Below are 14,212 nucleotides of genomic sequence, written 5' to 3'. Positions count from 1 at the left end.
GAAAAAAATCGGCAGCCTTTTTTGTCTTATTTCCCTTTTTTCAAAACGATTTGCCATTCGGCATTTCCGATCTGTTCAAAATTAGTAACGGTATGGCCTTCTTTTGCCGCCCAGCGCGGGATGCTTTCCGTTGCTTGTGTGCAGTCGAAGTTGATGATTAATTCTTCGCCAGCCGTTAGTTCGGTCATGGCTGCTTTTGCCTCTTCTAATGGGAATGGGCAGACCATTCCGTTTGTTTCCAATACTTTTGCCATTTTATATTTCCTCCCTTTAAGTTAGGCTGCTGAGGTTGCGCCAGAGCTAGCTCTTTGTCTTCTTTGCTTGCGAATAATGGTGAAATAGGTTGCTGTCCATGTACCGAGCAGGAAGAAGATCACTGCAACCCATCCTTGCCATGTGAAAAGGGCAGTGTTGACTAACCCATTTCCGATTGTGCAGCCGCCGGCAAGCGATGCCCCGAAGCCCATCAATAGACCGCCTGAAGTGTTGTAGCCCAACGTTTTTTTATCAGGTAATCTCCATTTGAATTCCCCGCTGCCGCGAGCCGCGATATAAGAACCGATTCCAACGCCAAGAACAAGGAATACACCCCAGTTCAAAAGTGAAGTGTCTCCATTGATGGAGAAGGTGAGCAACTGTGCTGTTGGTGTTGTAATTCCAAGACCAGCCATTCGCCCTGTCGCTGCGCTTAGCGGCCATGCAAGGATGGCAATCAAACCAACAAGTGATGCTGTGACGAATGGATGCCAGCGTTTCTCAAATAAAATATGGGCAAGCCCAGTTTTCTTCGGCTTCATGCTGAAAGTCGGCAGTTTCGGTTTTCTCAAACTGCGAATGACAAGGACCGATATTAAAAGGCCAAATGCGATAACGAGCACCCATGGGGAAAGACCAAATGTCTCATGGATATATGTTTCGCTTGTTCTATAGGATAAAACATTGCCTCCGAAGGCGCTTAAGATACCGAATTTCGTCATGGCTGCACTAAGTGCATACATGAATAAGGCGACCCAGCTTCCAATCAAACCTTCACCTGCTCTATACCATGTACCAGTGGCACATCCGCCCGCAAGGACCATCCCGATTCCGAAGATAAAACCGCCGACAATTGTGCCAAGCCATGGGAATGCATCTGCTTGTATCGTAATAACGCCGCTTGCGGCAAGGGCATACACCCCTACAGCTTGAATGGCGATGACAATCATTGTTGCCAGAAACATATGGCCGTCTCGTGCTAGGAGAAGATCACGATAAGCGCCAACGACGCAAAATCGGCCTCTTTGCAATACAAAGCCAAGCAATAAACCGACAATCAGGCCAAAACTAATTATTTGTATCATGATGTCCCTCCATACTTTTTATGTGTTTTAGTTATAATATTATAAAACTGATAAGATTACTACGAATTAAATTCAAAATAATTCCAAATACCTAGATTGGTGTTTTCGATTGATATTGTCCCATTCCTTCTGGATGATCCCATATTATTATTCTAGATATCTATTGATTAATTTTTTTCATTTTTTACATTTCTTGCAGGTGATGATGGTTAAGTGGTTGATTTTGCTATTTTCCTTGTTTATAATGAAAGCGACTCAATAATGATAATCGTTATCAATCGCTAATTGAGAAATTACTTTTGTGGGGATGCCAAATGAGATTATGGGTTTTAGTAACAGCAACAGTTGTCCTCACCTTTATTTCGCTTTTTATAGGAGCCATAGATATTAAACCTACAGATCTGCTTGATTGGGAGTCTGATGAGACACAAATCTTCCTCATGAGCCGGCTGCCGAGGTTGATGGCTATTCTATTAGCTGGTGCGGGAATGGGGATTGCAGGCTTAATCATGCAAAGCTTAAGCCGAAATAAGTTTGTATCGCCGACAACGGCAGGTACGCTTGATGCAGCGAAATTAGGTGTCATTGTTTCAATGATTTTCATCCCAAGCATGTCTTATATGGGACAGATTTTATTCAGCTTTTCGTTTGCACTAATTGGAACGTATGTCTTCATGCAATTGCTTGAGAGAATTAAGTTCAAGGATGTTATTTTCGTTCCGCTCATCGGGATTATGTATGGAAATATCATTGGAGCCATCTCAACGTTCTTAGGCTATGAAGCGGATGTCCTTCAGAATGTTGATACATTTTTCTTGGGGAGCTTTACACTGATTGTCTCGGGACGCTATGAATTACTGTATGTAGCGGTGCCGGCTATCATCATTGCGTATATTTATGCGAATAAATTTACGGTGGCAGGCATGGGAGAGGACTTTGCGAAGAATTTAGGTTTAAGTTATCGCACGGTTTTAAATATCGGCCTTGTCCTAGTGGCGATTATTTCAACAACAGTTGTTTTAACAGTCGGTATGATTCCTTTCTTAGGCTTAATCGTACCTAATCTAGTTTCTTTATATCTGGGTGACAATTTACGTAAGACGATTCCTCATACGATTTTCATGGGTGCGGCGTTCTTGCTGGCTTGTGACATTATCAGCCGTTTAATTGTTCATCCATATGAAATTCCGGTCAATACAACAGTCGCAGTCATTGGCAGTGCGATCTTCTTAATAATGTTGTTTAGGGGGAAAGCATATGCAAAAAAATAGTACAAAGCTGATGGTGCTGGCTGTTATTGCTCTCGTGTGTATGGCGCTCTTTGCCTTTTATAATATTCAAGGCAGTTTCAGCTATGCCTTTCCAAGACGTGTGGAACGTCTCATTGCGATGGTGATTACCGGTACGGCAATCGCTTATGCAACCGTTATCTTCCAAACAGTCACCCATAACCGATTATTAACTCCTTCTGTTATGGGGGTTGATTCGATGTATGAGGTTGTCCAGACGGTCATTTACTTTACGGCAGGGTCGGCCTCGGTCTTTGTTGTAAGCCGTTACTTAAACTTTAGTTTATCGATTGTGGCGATGGTAATTTTCGCCTTGCTTCTATACCGTTTTCTATTCCGGGCAGATAAATATCCAATCTTTCTCCTGCTCCTGGCAGGGATGATTATAGGGACACTCCTTGGCAGTCTTGTGACATTCATGCAGGTCATTATTGATCCGGTAGAATACGAGAGTTTGCAAGCTCGCCTGTTTGCCAGCTTCATGAACGTGAAGACCGAACTGATCCTTATGTCTATCGTCATTTTAGGTGTGGCCTTCATTTACGGCTACCGTTTATTGAGGGACTTGGATGTCGTTTCCTTGGGTCGGGATAATGCCATTAATCTTGGTGTGAACTATGACAGAATCGTATTGAAGGTATTGATTTTATCTTCCATCCTTATTGCTACATCTACGGCTTTAGTCGGTCCTGTTACCTTCTTAGGGTTAATTGTAGCTAATCTGGCCTATCAGTACTTGGCCACCTATAAGCATTCCGTCTTAATAGCCGGGGCGAGCTTAATCAGCATTATCGCGCTAGTCGGCGGACAATTTCTTGTCCAGCATGTGTTTGAACTCAGCACAACCATAAGTGTCGTCATTAACTTTGTCGGTGGAATTTACTTTATTTACTTATTACTAAAGGAAAGTAGGAAAGCAGAATGATAGAAATTAAAGAGCTTTCTAAGAGCTTCGGAAAGAAACCGGTCGTTGAAAATGTGACATTGAAAATCCACCCAAGGACCATTACCTCATTTATTGGTCCAAATGGCGCAGGAAAATCAACCTTACTATCAATGGTGAGCCGTCTGTTGGATGCTGATACGGGTGAGGTGTTTCTAGACCAGGCAGATGTTAAGAAAATGAAGTCCGATACTTTTGCGAAGCGTGTGGCCATCCTGAAGCAGTCTAATCATTTGAATATTCGCTTGACCGTACGGGAACTGGTTTCTTTTGGACGTTATCCTTATTCCAAAGGGCGTTTGACGAAAGAAGATGAGACATTTGTTGACCAGGCACTGGAATATATGAATTTATCAGATATGCAGGATAAATTTCTTGATGAGCTGTCAGGAGGACAAAAGCAGCGTGCCTTTATCTCTATGGTTATTGCACAGGATACAGATTATATCCTGCTCGATGAACCTTTGAATAACCTTGATATGAAACACTCTGTTCAAATCATGAAGATTTTGCGCCAGCTGGTAGATGAGTTAGGAAAGACTGTTGTCATTGTTTTGCATGACATTAACTTTGCCTCTGTCTACTCGGATCGTATCGTAGCATTAAAGGATGGCCGTCTGATCAAGGACGGGCCAGCTCATGAGATTATTAACTCAGAAGCGCTGCGGGATGTCTATGATATGCATATCCCCGTACAGGAGCAAAATGGCTGCCGTATTTGTGTTTACTTTAATTCACATTAATATCTATTTACCCTGTAAACCCTTAATTAGACTGGACAGTAAAAAAAGGCCAAGAAAAGAGTTGACATTATTTAAAGATTCAGTTTAGAATGATAAATGTCGAATGACAATGATAATCATTTTCAATTAAAACACTGTTTAGGGGGAAACACGGAATGAAGAAGTGGAAGTTTTTAACGGCCTTAGCGGCATTAACCTTAGTGTTATCTGCTTGTAATACAGGCGAAGAGGCATCAGGAGGAGATTCCTCAGAGAAATCATCACAAACAGAGGGTTCAGAGTCTGACTCTCAATTCCCGATGACAGTATCTTCATTAACTGATTCACGTGAGGATGAAGAAAGCGGAAAAACAACGACATTTGAAGATGTCACTTTAGATAAAATGCCAGAGCGTATCGTAACGCTTGATTATGGTTTCCTAGATACGCTTGATGCTATGGGTGTTGAAGGAATCGTAGGTGTGGCTGCCGGCGGCGGTAAAGGAAATATGCCTGAACACTTGAAAGAGAAGTATGCAAATAATGATGATGTAGCTGATGTTGGTACATTGAAACAAATCGATTTTGAAGCGGTAGCGGCAGCTGAACCAGATGTCATTTTCATCTCCGGCCGTCAAACACCGTTCTATGAAGAGCTAAAAGAAATCACGCCAAACGTCGTTTTCATTGGCTCTGACAATGAGAATTACATAGAGGCTGTATACGAAACAGTCGATCTAGCTGCTAAAATCTTTGGCAAAGAAGATAAAGCGGAAGAACTAAAAGCGAGCTTGCAGGAAAAAGTGGATGCTGTGAAGGAAAAAGCAGCGGGTTATGAAAATGCACTAGTAGCGATGTATAATGATAAGAAAATCTCTGGTTTCGACAATGGAGAAGATTCCCGTTTCGCTTATGTGTATAATGACTTCGGATTTAAGCCGTCAACTACGGATATTGAAGCTTCTTCACACGGCTCTGATTTCTCCTATGAGTCAGTCCTTTCTGTAGACCCAGAAGTATTGCTCATTATCGACCGCACCGCTTCTGATGTAGAAACAATCAAAAAAGATATCGAAAATGACATCATTAAGAAAACACGTGCCTATAAAGAAGGGAAAATCGTTTACCTTGATGGTGTTAACTGGTACTTCTCCAGCAATGGTGTAACAACTGAGGCTGAAAAACTTGATGAAATCTTAAACGAGCTTAAATAATTTGAATCAATATGGAGCATGTCTCAAAGGGGCATGCTCTTTTTTAATAAAAGGCTCTGTTAAAGTTTAGTGTTGATATCTTAGCACCGTTGATTGAAGTGGAAGGTGGCTGACTCCTGCGGGATCAGCGGACAGGGGGAGACCCCACAGACGCTGAAAGCGTCGAGGAGGCTCCCCGACCGCCCCGCGGAAAGCAGCCACCTGTAACGAAAATTAACATTTATATTTAACAGAGCCTAATAAAAAGGGCAGGAGTGATAAAATATGTTCGTACAAATTCGTAAATGGGTCGTAACAGAAGGCAATTCAGATAAAATCCTGGAGCGTTTCAGGAAGAAGCCTGGACAAGGGCCATCCTTAATTGAACAGCGCGAAGGATTCATCGGTCGTGAGCTGTTGGTTAAGAAAGTAACGCGCGGTGAAGAAGAAGTCGTTATGATAATCCGCTGGGAGTCAGAGGAAGCATGGAAGGCTTGGGAGAAGAGCCCTGAGCATATCGCGGGCCATAAGGCGAAGATCAAGGAACATGGCGGGAAACCGCCGCAGCCAGACTATGTCATCAAGATGGAACATGGAAAATATTTAACTGTAGAATAAGAGAACAAACGCCCATCTGACAGGATGGGCGTTTGTTAGGTATCAAAATTGCAATACAGGTGTCGCTTCATCCATTACCTTAAACGTGTACCCTTTGTGCTTCAGGCGGCGGATAATCTCCGGGAGTGCATCAACTGCAGTCATATTCCCGTTAAAATCGTGAAGCAGGATATACAAATTCTCTTGGTCGTTCGCGGATTTCATAATTAATGAGGTGATTTTCTTTTCAGGAACGGGAGGATTGATTCCATCCTCTGCGTCGCAGTTCCAATCAAAATAGGTATATCCGCGTTTTTTCGCTTCCTCCTTGAGACTTGGCATCAAGTTAGTACCTGCATATTGTCGGTTAATATAATTGTTTGACCCTCCTGGAAAGCGAAGGATTTTTGGGGAAGTACCAACTTCCTTTTTTAGGAAGTTTTCCAATTGCTCAATATCTGCATAGAATGCTCCCTTAGACCGGTAAATGGATGAAAAATTATGCGAATAGGAATGAAGGCCAAGAGCATGACCGCGTTTAACCATCTTTTTGTATAAATAATGATGGGATTTCTCTTTAGTGGCGGTCACGAAAAAGGTTGCCTTCACATCATAGATATCAAGTATATCCAGGATTGGTTCAGTGCAATTGGATGGACCGTCATCAAAGCTTAAATAAGCTGTTTTGGCTAAAGCTTCACTTGGCAGAAGAAGCAAAGCCAATAGGCAGAGTACAATTGATTTTTTCATGCTGTTCTCCTAAGTCATCGGGCTTTTCGGTTAGTTTGGTTAAATGGAGCAAGATTATGCAGAAATGGCTGACAGTTAGGAGGAAAAAGTGGTTAAAATGTCGGATAAATATGTATAATATGATATAGCTATGGATGAAAGGTTTGATTGAATGTTAAAGATTGAAAGCTACACTGTAGAAAAATTAGAAGATCCATTTGGCATCTTATCTGGTGACAGATACGAATTTTTTCTAGAACTGGATGTTCCGGAGGATGACGAATTATATAGCGAGAACGGTGTCATGCTGCGCGTCATTTTCATGAAGGATGAGGAGAAGGAACAAATCAGCAAATATGAATTCATCGAAAATGACACGAAGAATGTGCTCGATTTTGAGCTCGAGGAAGATGAAGAGACAGCTGTATTGACTTTTTGCCGTGAGCATTATAATGAAGAAGAGGAAGATTCGGCTATTGAGAATTTAGACAATTGAGGATAAGATAGAAAGACAACCATATGATCCGTAATAGAGTGCCTTTGATACAAGGATAATAGGGAAACCGGTGCAAATCCGGTGCAGCCCCCGCTACTGTAAGCGCTGATAAGCTGATTCACATATGCCACTGGTTCAGGATTGAACATGGGAAGGCTGAATCATGCGAATGTTATATGCGTAAGCCAGGAGACCTGCTCTATACACATGAATTCTATTTTTCGGTGGGAAGAATAGGGCGACCTGATTCTGTGCGTCTATTATCGGAATGCCGCCTTAGCTTCGTATTGGAGCTAAGGCTTTTTATATGGCTGAACATCAAGTAGGAGGAGAAATGACTATGGTTAAGAAAAGATTTGCTGGTTTATTGGCCTTCATGACGGCCTTGTCCATCATTTTGGCTGGTTGTAATGGTACATCAGACGAGGGCAAAGAAAGCAAGAAATCAGAAACGAGCGCAGAAAGCGCCTTTCCGGTAACAGTAAAGGATGACACAGGAGAAGAGATTACAATAGATGATAAGCCAGAACGTATTGTTTCCTTGCTTCCAAGCAATACGGAGACAGCTTACGCATTAGGGCTTGAGGATCAAATTGTCGGGGTATCTGATTATGATAATTATCCTGAGTCGGTTTCTGAGAAAACAAAGCTAGGCGGAATTGAGATTAATGTAGAGAAACTACTGGAGCTAAATCCTGATCTTGCCTTGTTTTCAGCCTCTCAAGGGAGGAATGATAAAGACACCGTTAAGCAGCTTCAGTCTGCAGGGATTGATGTCGTTGTAGTGCCAGACGCTAATTCTATTGAGGGTGCCTATGAGATTATTAAATTAATCGCAATGACAACCGGGAAGGAAGCGGAAGCAGAAGAAATTATTGATGGCATGAAGAAAGAGATAGCCGCCATTAAAGAGAAAGCGGCTGATGTGAAAGAGATGAAGAAGGTGTGGATTGAAGTATCGGCTTCTCCGGATTTATACACAACTGGAAGCGGAACGTTCATGGATGAGATGCTTAAAATCATCGGAGCGGAAAACCTTGCTGCAGACCAAGAAGGCTGGGTGACCATGAGTGAGGAAACGGTTATTGAGCGGAATCCTGATGTTATTTTGACGACTTATGGCTACTATACCGATAACCCAGAAGAGCTAATTTATTCAAGAAGCGGATGGACGGAACTAAATGCAGTCAAGAATAAAGAGATTTATGATGTAAATAGTGATACGGTTACTAGGCCGGGACCTCGCTTGATAGAAGGGCTTAAGGAAGTCGCAAAGGCGGTTTATCCAGACGTTTATAAATAAGAAGAAAGAGTTGGATGGCTTTCAATATAGAAAGCAGCCAGCTCTTTTTTTGTCGAAAATTATTATTTAAATTTTCAGTTAATTTTGTTGAACATTTCCAAATGCTGGGTTAAGATAGTACCAATACGTACTCGTACTCACCTGACAGAAATGGAATGATGACCATGTTACGAATGAAGGAACTGCCAAAAGAGGCTAAGGACAAGATATTTTTCTCAGCATTAAAGCTCTTTGCCGCAAAAGGATTTAAGAACACATCTGTTTTGGAGATTGTTGAATCTGCCCATGTATCCAAAACTACCTTCTATCAGCAATTTTCCAGTAAGGAAGCATTGGTGGTGGCGCTTTGCAAGGATTTAATCGATGAAATAGCCCTTGAAATCAAGAAGGCGGCCATGCAGGAATTGAGAGTTGGTTATAAAGCATATGCAGGTATTTTACGTTATTTGGAGATTTGTTTCACCAATCCTTCGGTAGCGCATTTTATCTTACTAGAGTCTGTCGGCATTTCAGATGAGGTGGAAATCGTCAGGCGTGAAGCCATGCAGAACTTTGCAGATCTGATTTTCATATTGGCCCATCAGGAATTTCCGGAGCAGGTGAGAGAGGAGGAGATACACATTATCTCTCAAGCAATGGTTGGTGCAATTAACGAGGTGGTGGTTCGTAATGTGAAAGAGGAGAATCGAGACCTTGATATGGAGGAGCTGGCCAGATTACTGAACAGACTAGTCATAGGCGCATTCGTCAATCTGTCGAACAATCATTTAACGTAAGGAGGGATTCGGCTTGGTTTCATTTAAACCGAGTGATGATGAAGCCGCTTTTATTCATGTGGCGAAGGATTTTGCGTTTGAATTTATTCGTCCGGCTGCAAGGGAAACAGAGAAGAATCGCAAGGTCAGTCAGGGGATGGTCAAGAAGCTTAAAGAGATTGGAATGGATACTCTCGAGCTGCCCGAAAGCTTTGGGGGAATGGAGCTTCCCATTCTATCACAGGTTCAGATTCTTGAGGAGTTAGCCTCTGGAGACCTTGCTACAGTGCAGGGATTCCCAGGGGCAGGAGAAGCAGGAGCCTTTATAAGAGAGGCGGGAGACCATCCAGCTTTCGCTTCCTTTAAGAAAGCCTGTCAGACAGGAAATGTACCAACCATTGCTTTTTGCCATCGAAACCAGCCGAAACTGACAATCACCCATCATGAGGAGAGCTATATTATCGACGGGGAGACGGTCCCCTTGCGGATGGGTCAGTATGCAGAGTATGTGTTATTGCATGGTAAAGAACAGAGCGGGGAGGATATCATCCTTTGGCTTCATAATGGGCCTGATGCATCCTTTAAGGCAGTGGAGGGTGATTATCGCCTAGGACTGCTGAGTGCAGGATTTGCCTGCTTGTCATTCCGTCATGCTTCCGTATCTAAGGAATCTGTGATTGCAAGCGGACGAGATGCGACGAAGCTTGCAGCACAGGCGATGAGCCGGATTCGTGTAATGGAAGCGGCCAAAGAGGTCGGATTAATCACAGGTGCATTAGACTACACGGTTGAATATACGGCCAGCCGTAAGGCATTCGGTTCTGAAATAGCGAAATTTCAAGGGGTATCCTTCAATGTGGCTCAAATGGCCATTCATGTAAAAGGAGCCCGTCATCTTGTTCTATATGCTGCCAAGCAGATTGATGAAGGCACTAGTGAGGCTATCTTTCATAGTACACAAGCCCTGCAGAATGCTCATCGTGCCGTCCGGTTTGTCACGGATTCAGCAGTACAGCTTTTGGGAGGGCACGGCTATGTTCAAGACCACCCTGTTGAGAAATGGATGAGGGATGGCCAGGCTCAAATCGCATGGCTTGAGCAGGAACGTGACTTAAACACTTATGCAGGAGAATGGATTCTTGATAAAGCGGAAAGGGGTGAAGCGGGTGATCTCGTACGAACTGTCTCCACATCAAGCCCAAGTTAGGGATGTTGTCCATTGGTTTGCTGAAAATGAAATTCGCCCGATTTCATTATTGGCTGATGAGCAAAAGCGGGTTCCGGATGATTGGCTTCAGAAAGTAAATCAATTAGGCATCTCACTCAGCATGTCCTCTTTTGGCGAGAAGGGTGAAGAGAACAAGAGTGAGTCAAAAGAACGGAAAAAACGAGAAAAGCAGGGAAATCGGCTTGGTGTGATTGCCTCTGAGGAATTGGGATGGGGCGATTGTGCCATTGCCCTTACCTTGCCGGGACCAGGGCTTGGAGGCCCGCCGATTCAACATAGCGGAACGAAGGAACAAAAGGAGAGATTCCTCTCGATTTTCTCAAGAGATGAAGAGCCTAAATGGGGTGCATATGCCTTAACGGAGCCAGAGGCAGGCTCTGATGTATCTGGGCTGCAGACGACTGCTGTAAAGGTAGATGGCGGCTATGTCCTTAATGGGGAGAAAATCTTTATTACTAATGGAAAAAGAGCTTCATGGGTGGTAGCTTTTGCTACTGTCGATAAGACCATGGGAAGAGCCGGTCATCGAGCCTTTGTTGTTGAGAAAGGGACACCAGGGTTCTCTTGTACCAGACTCGCAGATAAGATGGGCTTGCGTGCTTCTGAGACAGCCGAGCTAGTCTTTGAGAATTGTTTTGTTCCAGATGAAAACCTGCTTGGCGGAGAAGAAGCTTATGCGAATAAAGGGGCTCGTTCCGGTGGCTTTAGGGTAGCGATGAAGACTTTTGATAGTACAAGACCTATCATAGCGGCGATGGCAACCGGTATTGCAAGAGCTGCTTATGAATATACGCTTGATTTCATTCAGACAGAATTCCCTCGCCATGGAACGCATTACAAGATGGCTAGTCAGCTGCTTGCTGAAATGCAGCAGAAAATCCAAGTAGCACGCCTATTAACCTGGGAATCTGCCTGGAAAGGAGACCTTGGGAAGCCCAATGCGCAAGAGGCTGCCATGTGCAAGGCATTTGCCGGGAAGATTGTCCTGGAAGTAACCTCTGCCAGTCTTGAGATCATGGGTCCTTATGGACTAGAAGGGAATCTGGTAGAGAAGCTTTATCGTGATGCAAAAATCTATGACATCTTTGAGGGAACGAATCAAATCCAGCAATTAATCATTGCCCGGCATCTGTATGAGCCTTATGGCATAAGGGTCTAAGAGAATGTCTTTATAGGAGGTGATGCCTGTATTTTAAGTAGGTGTTTCCAAACAAGTAGTTTACTAGAGAAAATTCATGTGCCGATAGGCTAATAAATGAAGGAGGAAAAGAAAATGGGAAAAGCGATTGAGGATTACACGTTGTCAGAGTCATTTGCAAAGATTGAGGAGGCTTTAAATGCTAATCCAGGCCCAATTGAAGGAATTACGACAAGATATCAATTTACGATAACTGGAGCAGAGGAAGGAGTTTATCAGTTAAACCTGCAAAACGGAAAGGCAGAGGTCGCTGAAGGTGAAGAAATTCCGGCGGATTGTACATTAATTATGTCTGTCGACAATTTCCGCCAGTTCTTATTAGGTAAACTGAACGGGACTGTCGCTTTCATGTCAGGAAAGCTGAAAATTAAAGGTGATATCGGAAAAGCCATTAAACTTGAGGGAATTCTGAAGCAATATAATGTCCAGGATCATTTGTAAGTAATGCCATGTCCCAGCAGCAGAAGCACCGGGTTTGGAAGGGATAATCAGGTTGTATATCTAAGCCTGATTATCCCGTAAAAGAGGAGGTGTCCTATGAAACCTTTGAATCTGGTCGAAATGGTCTTTAGAACGGTTCAAAAATATGGCCAGAAGGATGCGCTTATGGCAAAGGACAAGGGTGTTTACAAAGCGATTACGTATGATGAACTTTGGGAGCGCGTTGCCTATACGGCTCACGCCCTAGTTCAAAGGGGAGTGGGAAAGGGAGATAAGGTAGCGATTTTAGCGGATAATAATCCGTATTGGGCAATCAGCGATTTGGCGATTATGAGTATTGGAGCGGTGAGTGTGCCAATCCATTCAACTCTTCCTAGTGATCAAGTTAGCTATATTCTTCATAATTCTGCTAGTAAGTTTATTTTCGTCGGCAATGAGAGTCAGTTTAAAAAAATTGATTCAAAGGACTTCCCGCATGAAAGCATTGTCATCTATGATTCCCCGGAAAAAACGGCTTTAAGCGATATGCCGTCAACCATGGAAGCATTCATGGCGAGCGGACAAGGATACTCTCCAGAAGAGTGGCAAAAAGGCTTTATGGAAATAAAGAGAGCGGATTTAGCGACCATCATTCACACATCAGGCACGACTGGAAAACCGAAGGGAGCCATGCTGACCCATGGCAATATCCTAGCTAATGTGGAAGGAGTCCAATTCTGGGTGCTGGAATGCCGTCCGGACGACCTGATGCTTTCTCATCTGCCGTTATCACATATATTCGAGCGCATGGCTGGGCAATTTTTCCCCCTTTATGTCGGAGCGACAATTGCTTATGCAGAAAGCATTGATACTGTACAGGATAATCTTCTTGAGGTAAGGCCGACTGTCCTCGTTAGCGTACCGCTCTTATTTGAGCGGGTGTATGCACAAGCCTTGAAGATGGTGGAATCCGGAACACCCATTCGGAAGAAAGTCTTTAAGTGGGCATTAGGGGTAGGGGAAGAGCGCTACCGCTATTATTTGTCATGCGCTACGGATGAGCTGATGCGCAAGGCTGAGCTGCCGAAGGAATTTAGGCGAAGGTGGAAAATATCAGAAAGACTCGTGTATCAAAAGGTAAAGCGAAAGCTAGGAGGGCGTATTAGAGGCTTTATCTCAGGAGGGGGAGCTTTAAACCCGGAGATTGGCCGATTTTTTTGGTCAGTTGACCTGCCTGTCCTTGAAGGATACGGTTTGACAGAAACAGCTCCAGTCATTTGTGTGAATCCCTTTTCCCGTTCGAAGGTCGGAACGGTTGGGAAGCCGCTGCCCAATCTTGATATCCGCCTCGCGGCAGACGGTGAAGTGCTAGTAAAGGGGCCGAGTGTGATGAGCGGTTATTATCGCGATCCGCAGGCAACTGCAGAGGCCTTTGAGGGGGAGTGGTTTAAGACCGGTGATATTGGCTTATTAGATGAGGATGGTTATTTACGAATCATTGACCGGAAGAAACGGATACTTGTCCTTACCACAGGAAAGAATGTAGCCCCGCAGCCGGTTGAGAATGCACTGCACCAGAGTCCATATATTGAGAATGCCGTCTTAGTCGGCCAGAACAGAAAATATGTGATTGCCCTGCTGGCACCTGATTTCATCAATATAAAGGAATGGTGCAGGCACAAAGGGATTCATGGTTCACCTCAGGAGCTTTTAGCGAATAAGCATGTCCAAGCTTTATTAACGAGAGAAGTAAAAAAATACACTAAGGGTTTTGCCCGATATGAACAGCCTAAGAAGCTCATCTTCGTCAATAAGGAATGGACCGTTGAGACAGGAGAATTGACACCCTCTTTAAAAGTGCGTTATGCAGAGGTAGAAAAGAAATTTAAGCATGTTATTGATCACATGTATACAGACACTGCCAGTGGAGAAATGGACATTGCTGCTAATGAGACAGCGGTGGGGATTTCATTATCAAAAGTGAAAGGAGAGCATTAAT

Annotated in this window: 15 protein-coding genes and 1 riboswitch; of the genes, 12 read left to right on the top strand and 3 right to left on the bottom strand. The window is 43.6% G+C overall.

Features of this window, described 5'->3' with window-relative positions; translation table 11 throughout:
• Nucleotides 1-26: 26 nt before the first annotated feature.
• Both CYL18_RS10100 and CYL18_RS10095 read right to left on the bottom strand, forming a co-directional pair.
• Nucleotides 27-254, bottom strand: a complete 228-nt coding sequence (locus tag CYL18_RS10100; RefSeq protein WP_104849388.1) for a sulfurtransferase TusA family protein — start codon at nucleotides 252-254, stop codon at nucleotides 27-29.
• Between the two features lie 21 nt (nucleotides 255-275).
• On the bottom strand, nucleotides 276-1,340 hold the full coding sequence (locus tag CYL18_RS10095; RefSeq protein WP_104849387.1) for a YeeE/YedE family protein: 1,065 nt from the start codon (nucleotides 1,338-1,340) through the stop codon (nucleotides 276-278).
• Between the two features lie 314 nt (nucleotides 1,341-1,654).
• On the opposite strand from CYL18_RS10095, the gene CYL18_RS10090 reads away from it, so the two are divergent.
• The 5 genes from CYL18_RS10090 to CYL18_RS10070 all read left to right on the top strand — a co-directional run bounded on the left by CYL18_RS10090 (nucleotide 1,655) and on the right by CYL18_RS10070 (nucleotide 6,105).
• On the top strand, nucleotides 1,655-2,611 hold the full coding sequence (locus CYL18_RS10090; protein ID WP_104849386.1) for an ABC transporter permease: 957 nt from the start codon (nucleotides 1,655-1,657) through the stop codon (nucleotides 2,609-2,611).
• Nucleotides 2,598-3,554 carry an iron chelate uptake ABC transporter family permease subunit gene (locus tag CYL18_RS10085; protein ID WP_104849385.1) on the top strand — a complete coding sequence of 319 codons (957 nt, stop codon included), beginning with the start codon at nucleotides 2,598-2,600 and terminating at the stop codon, nucleotides 3,552-3,554. The genes CYL18_RS10090 and CYL18_RS10085 overlap by 14 nt, the downstream gene beginning before the upstream one ends.
• Nucleotides 3,551-4,315, top strand: coding sequence for an iron ABC transporter ATP-binding protein (locus CYL18_RS10080; RefSeq protein WP_104849384.1), 765 nt, complete (start codon nucleotides 3,551-3,553; stop codon nucleotides 4,313-4,315). Before CYL18_RS10085 ends, CYL18_RS10080 begins: the two co-directional genes overlap by 4 nt.
• 155 nt (nucleotides 4,316-4,470) lie before the next feature.
• Complete coding sequence (locus CYL18_RS10075) at nucleotides 4,471-5,508, top strand: siderophore ABC transporter substrate-binding protein (RefSeq protein ID WP_104849383.1); 1,038 nt, start codon at nucleotides 4,471-4,473, stop codon at nucleotides 5,506-5,508.
• 264 nt (nucleotides 5,509-5,772) lie between these two features.
• Entirely contained in the window at nucleotides 5,773-6,105 is a 333-nt protein-coding gene (locus CYL18_RS10070; RefSeq protein WP_104849382.1) for an antibiotic biosynthesis monooxygenase family protein, read from the top strand.
• A 42-nt stretch (nucleotides 6,106-6,147) separates the two neighbouring features.
• Here the strand turns inward: CYL18_RS10070 and CYL18_RS10065 are convergent, their stop codons facing one another.
• Nucleotides 6,148-6,834 (bottom strand): polysaccharide deacetylase family protein, encoded by a 687-nt coding sequence (locus CYL18_RS10065; protein WP_104849381.1) that lies wholly within the window; start codon nucleotides 6,832-6,834, stop codon nucleotides 6,148-6,150.
• 151 nt (nucleotides 6,835-6,985) lie between these two features.
• Between CYL18_RS10065 and CYL18_RS10060 the strand changes: the two genes are divergently transcribed.
• The 7 genes from CYL18_RS10060 to CYL18_RS10030 all read left to right on the top strand — a co-directional run bounded on the left by CYL18_RS10060 (nucleotide 6,986) and on the right by CYL18_RS10030 (nucleotide 14,211).
• On the top strand, nucleotides 6,986-7,309 hold the full coding sequence (locus CYL18_RS10060) for a DUF6509 family protein (protein ID WP_104849380.1): 324 nt from the start codon (nucleotides 6,986-6,988) through the stop codon (nucleotides 7,307-7,309).
• A 19-nt stretch (nucleotides 7,310-7,328) separates the two neighbouring features.
• Nucleotides 7,329-7,525: riboswitch (cobalamin riboswitch) on the top strand.
• A 124-nt stretch (nucleotides 7,526-7,649) separates the two neighbouring features.
• A complete protein-coding gene (locus tag CYL18_RS10055) occupies nucleotides 7,650-8,612 on the top strand; it encodes an ABC transporter substrate-binding protein (protein WP_104849379.1) in 963 nt (320 codons plus the stop codon).
• 164 nt (nucleotides 8,613-8,776) lie between these two features.
• Nucleotides 8,777-9,388, top strand: a complete 612-nt coding sequence (locus CYL18_RS10050) for a TetR/AcrR family transcriptional regulator (protein ID WP_161497120.1) — start codon at nucleotides 8,777-8,779, stop codon at nucleotides 9,386-9,388.
• A gap of 13 nt (nucleotides 9,389-9,401) precedes the next feature.
• The gene (locus CYL18_RS10045; protein ID WP_104849377.1) at nucleotides 9,402-10,574 is read left to right on the top strand and encodes an acyl-CoA dehydrogenase family protein; all 1,173 of its coding nucleotides are present in this window, start codon (nucleotides 9,402-9,404) and stop codon (nucleotides 10,572-10,574) included.
• Nucleotides 10,534-11,754 carry an acyl-CoA dehydrogenase family protein gene (locus CYL18_RS10040; RefSeq protein WP_104849376.1) on the top strand — a complete coding sequence of 407 codons (1,221 nt, stop codon included), beginning with the start codon at nucleotides 10,534-10,536 and terminating at the stop codon, nucleotides 11,752-11,754. The genes CYL18_RS10045 and CYL18_RS10040 overlap by 41 nt, the downstream gene beginning before the upstream one ends.
• Nucleotides 11,755-11,868: 114 nt before the next feature.
• Nucleotides 11,869-12,234 carry an SCP2 sterol-binding domain-containing protein gene (locus tag CYL18_RS10035; protein ID WP_104849375.1) on the top strand — a complete coding sequence of 122 codons (366 nt, stop codon included), beginning with the start codon at nucleotides 11,869-11,871 and terminating at the stop codon, nucleotides 12,232-12,234.
• 96 nt (nucleotides 12,235-12,330) lie between these two features.
• Complete coding sequence (locus CYL18_RS10030; protein ID WP_104849374.1) at nucleotides 12,331-14,211, top strand: AMP-dependent synthetase/ligase; 1,881 nt, start codon at nucleotides 12,331-12,333, stop codon at nucleotides 14,209-14,211.
• Nucleotide 14,212: the final 1 nt, after the last annotated feature.

Source organism: Pradoshia eiseniae, assembly GCF_002946355.1.
Classification (GTDB): Bacteria; Bacillota; Bacilli; order Bacillales; family Pradoshiaceae; genus Pradoshia; species Pradoshia eiseniae.
Note: the sequence above shows the minus strand (reverse complement) of the source record. Positions and strands in the feature narration are given on the sequence as shown.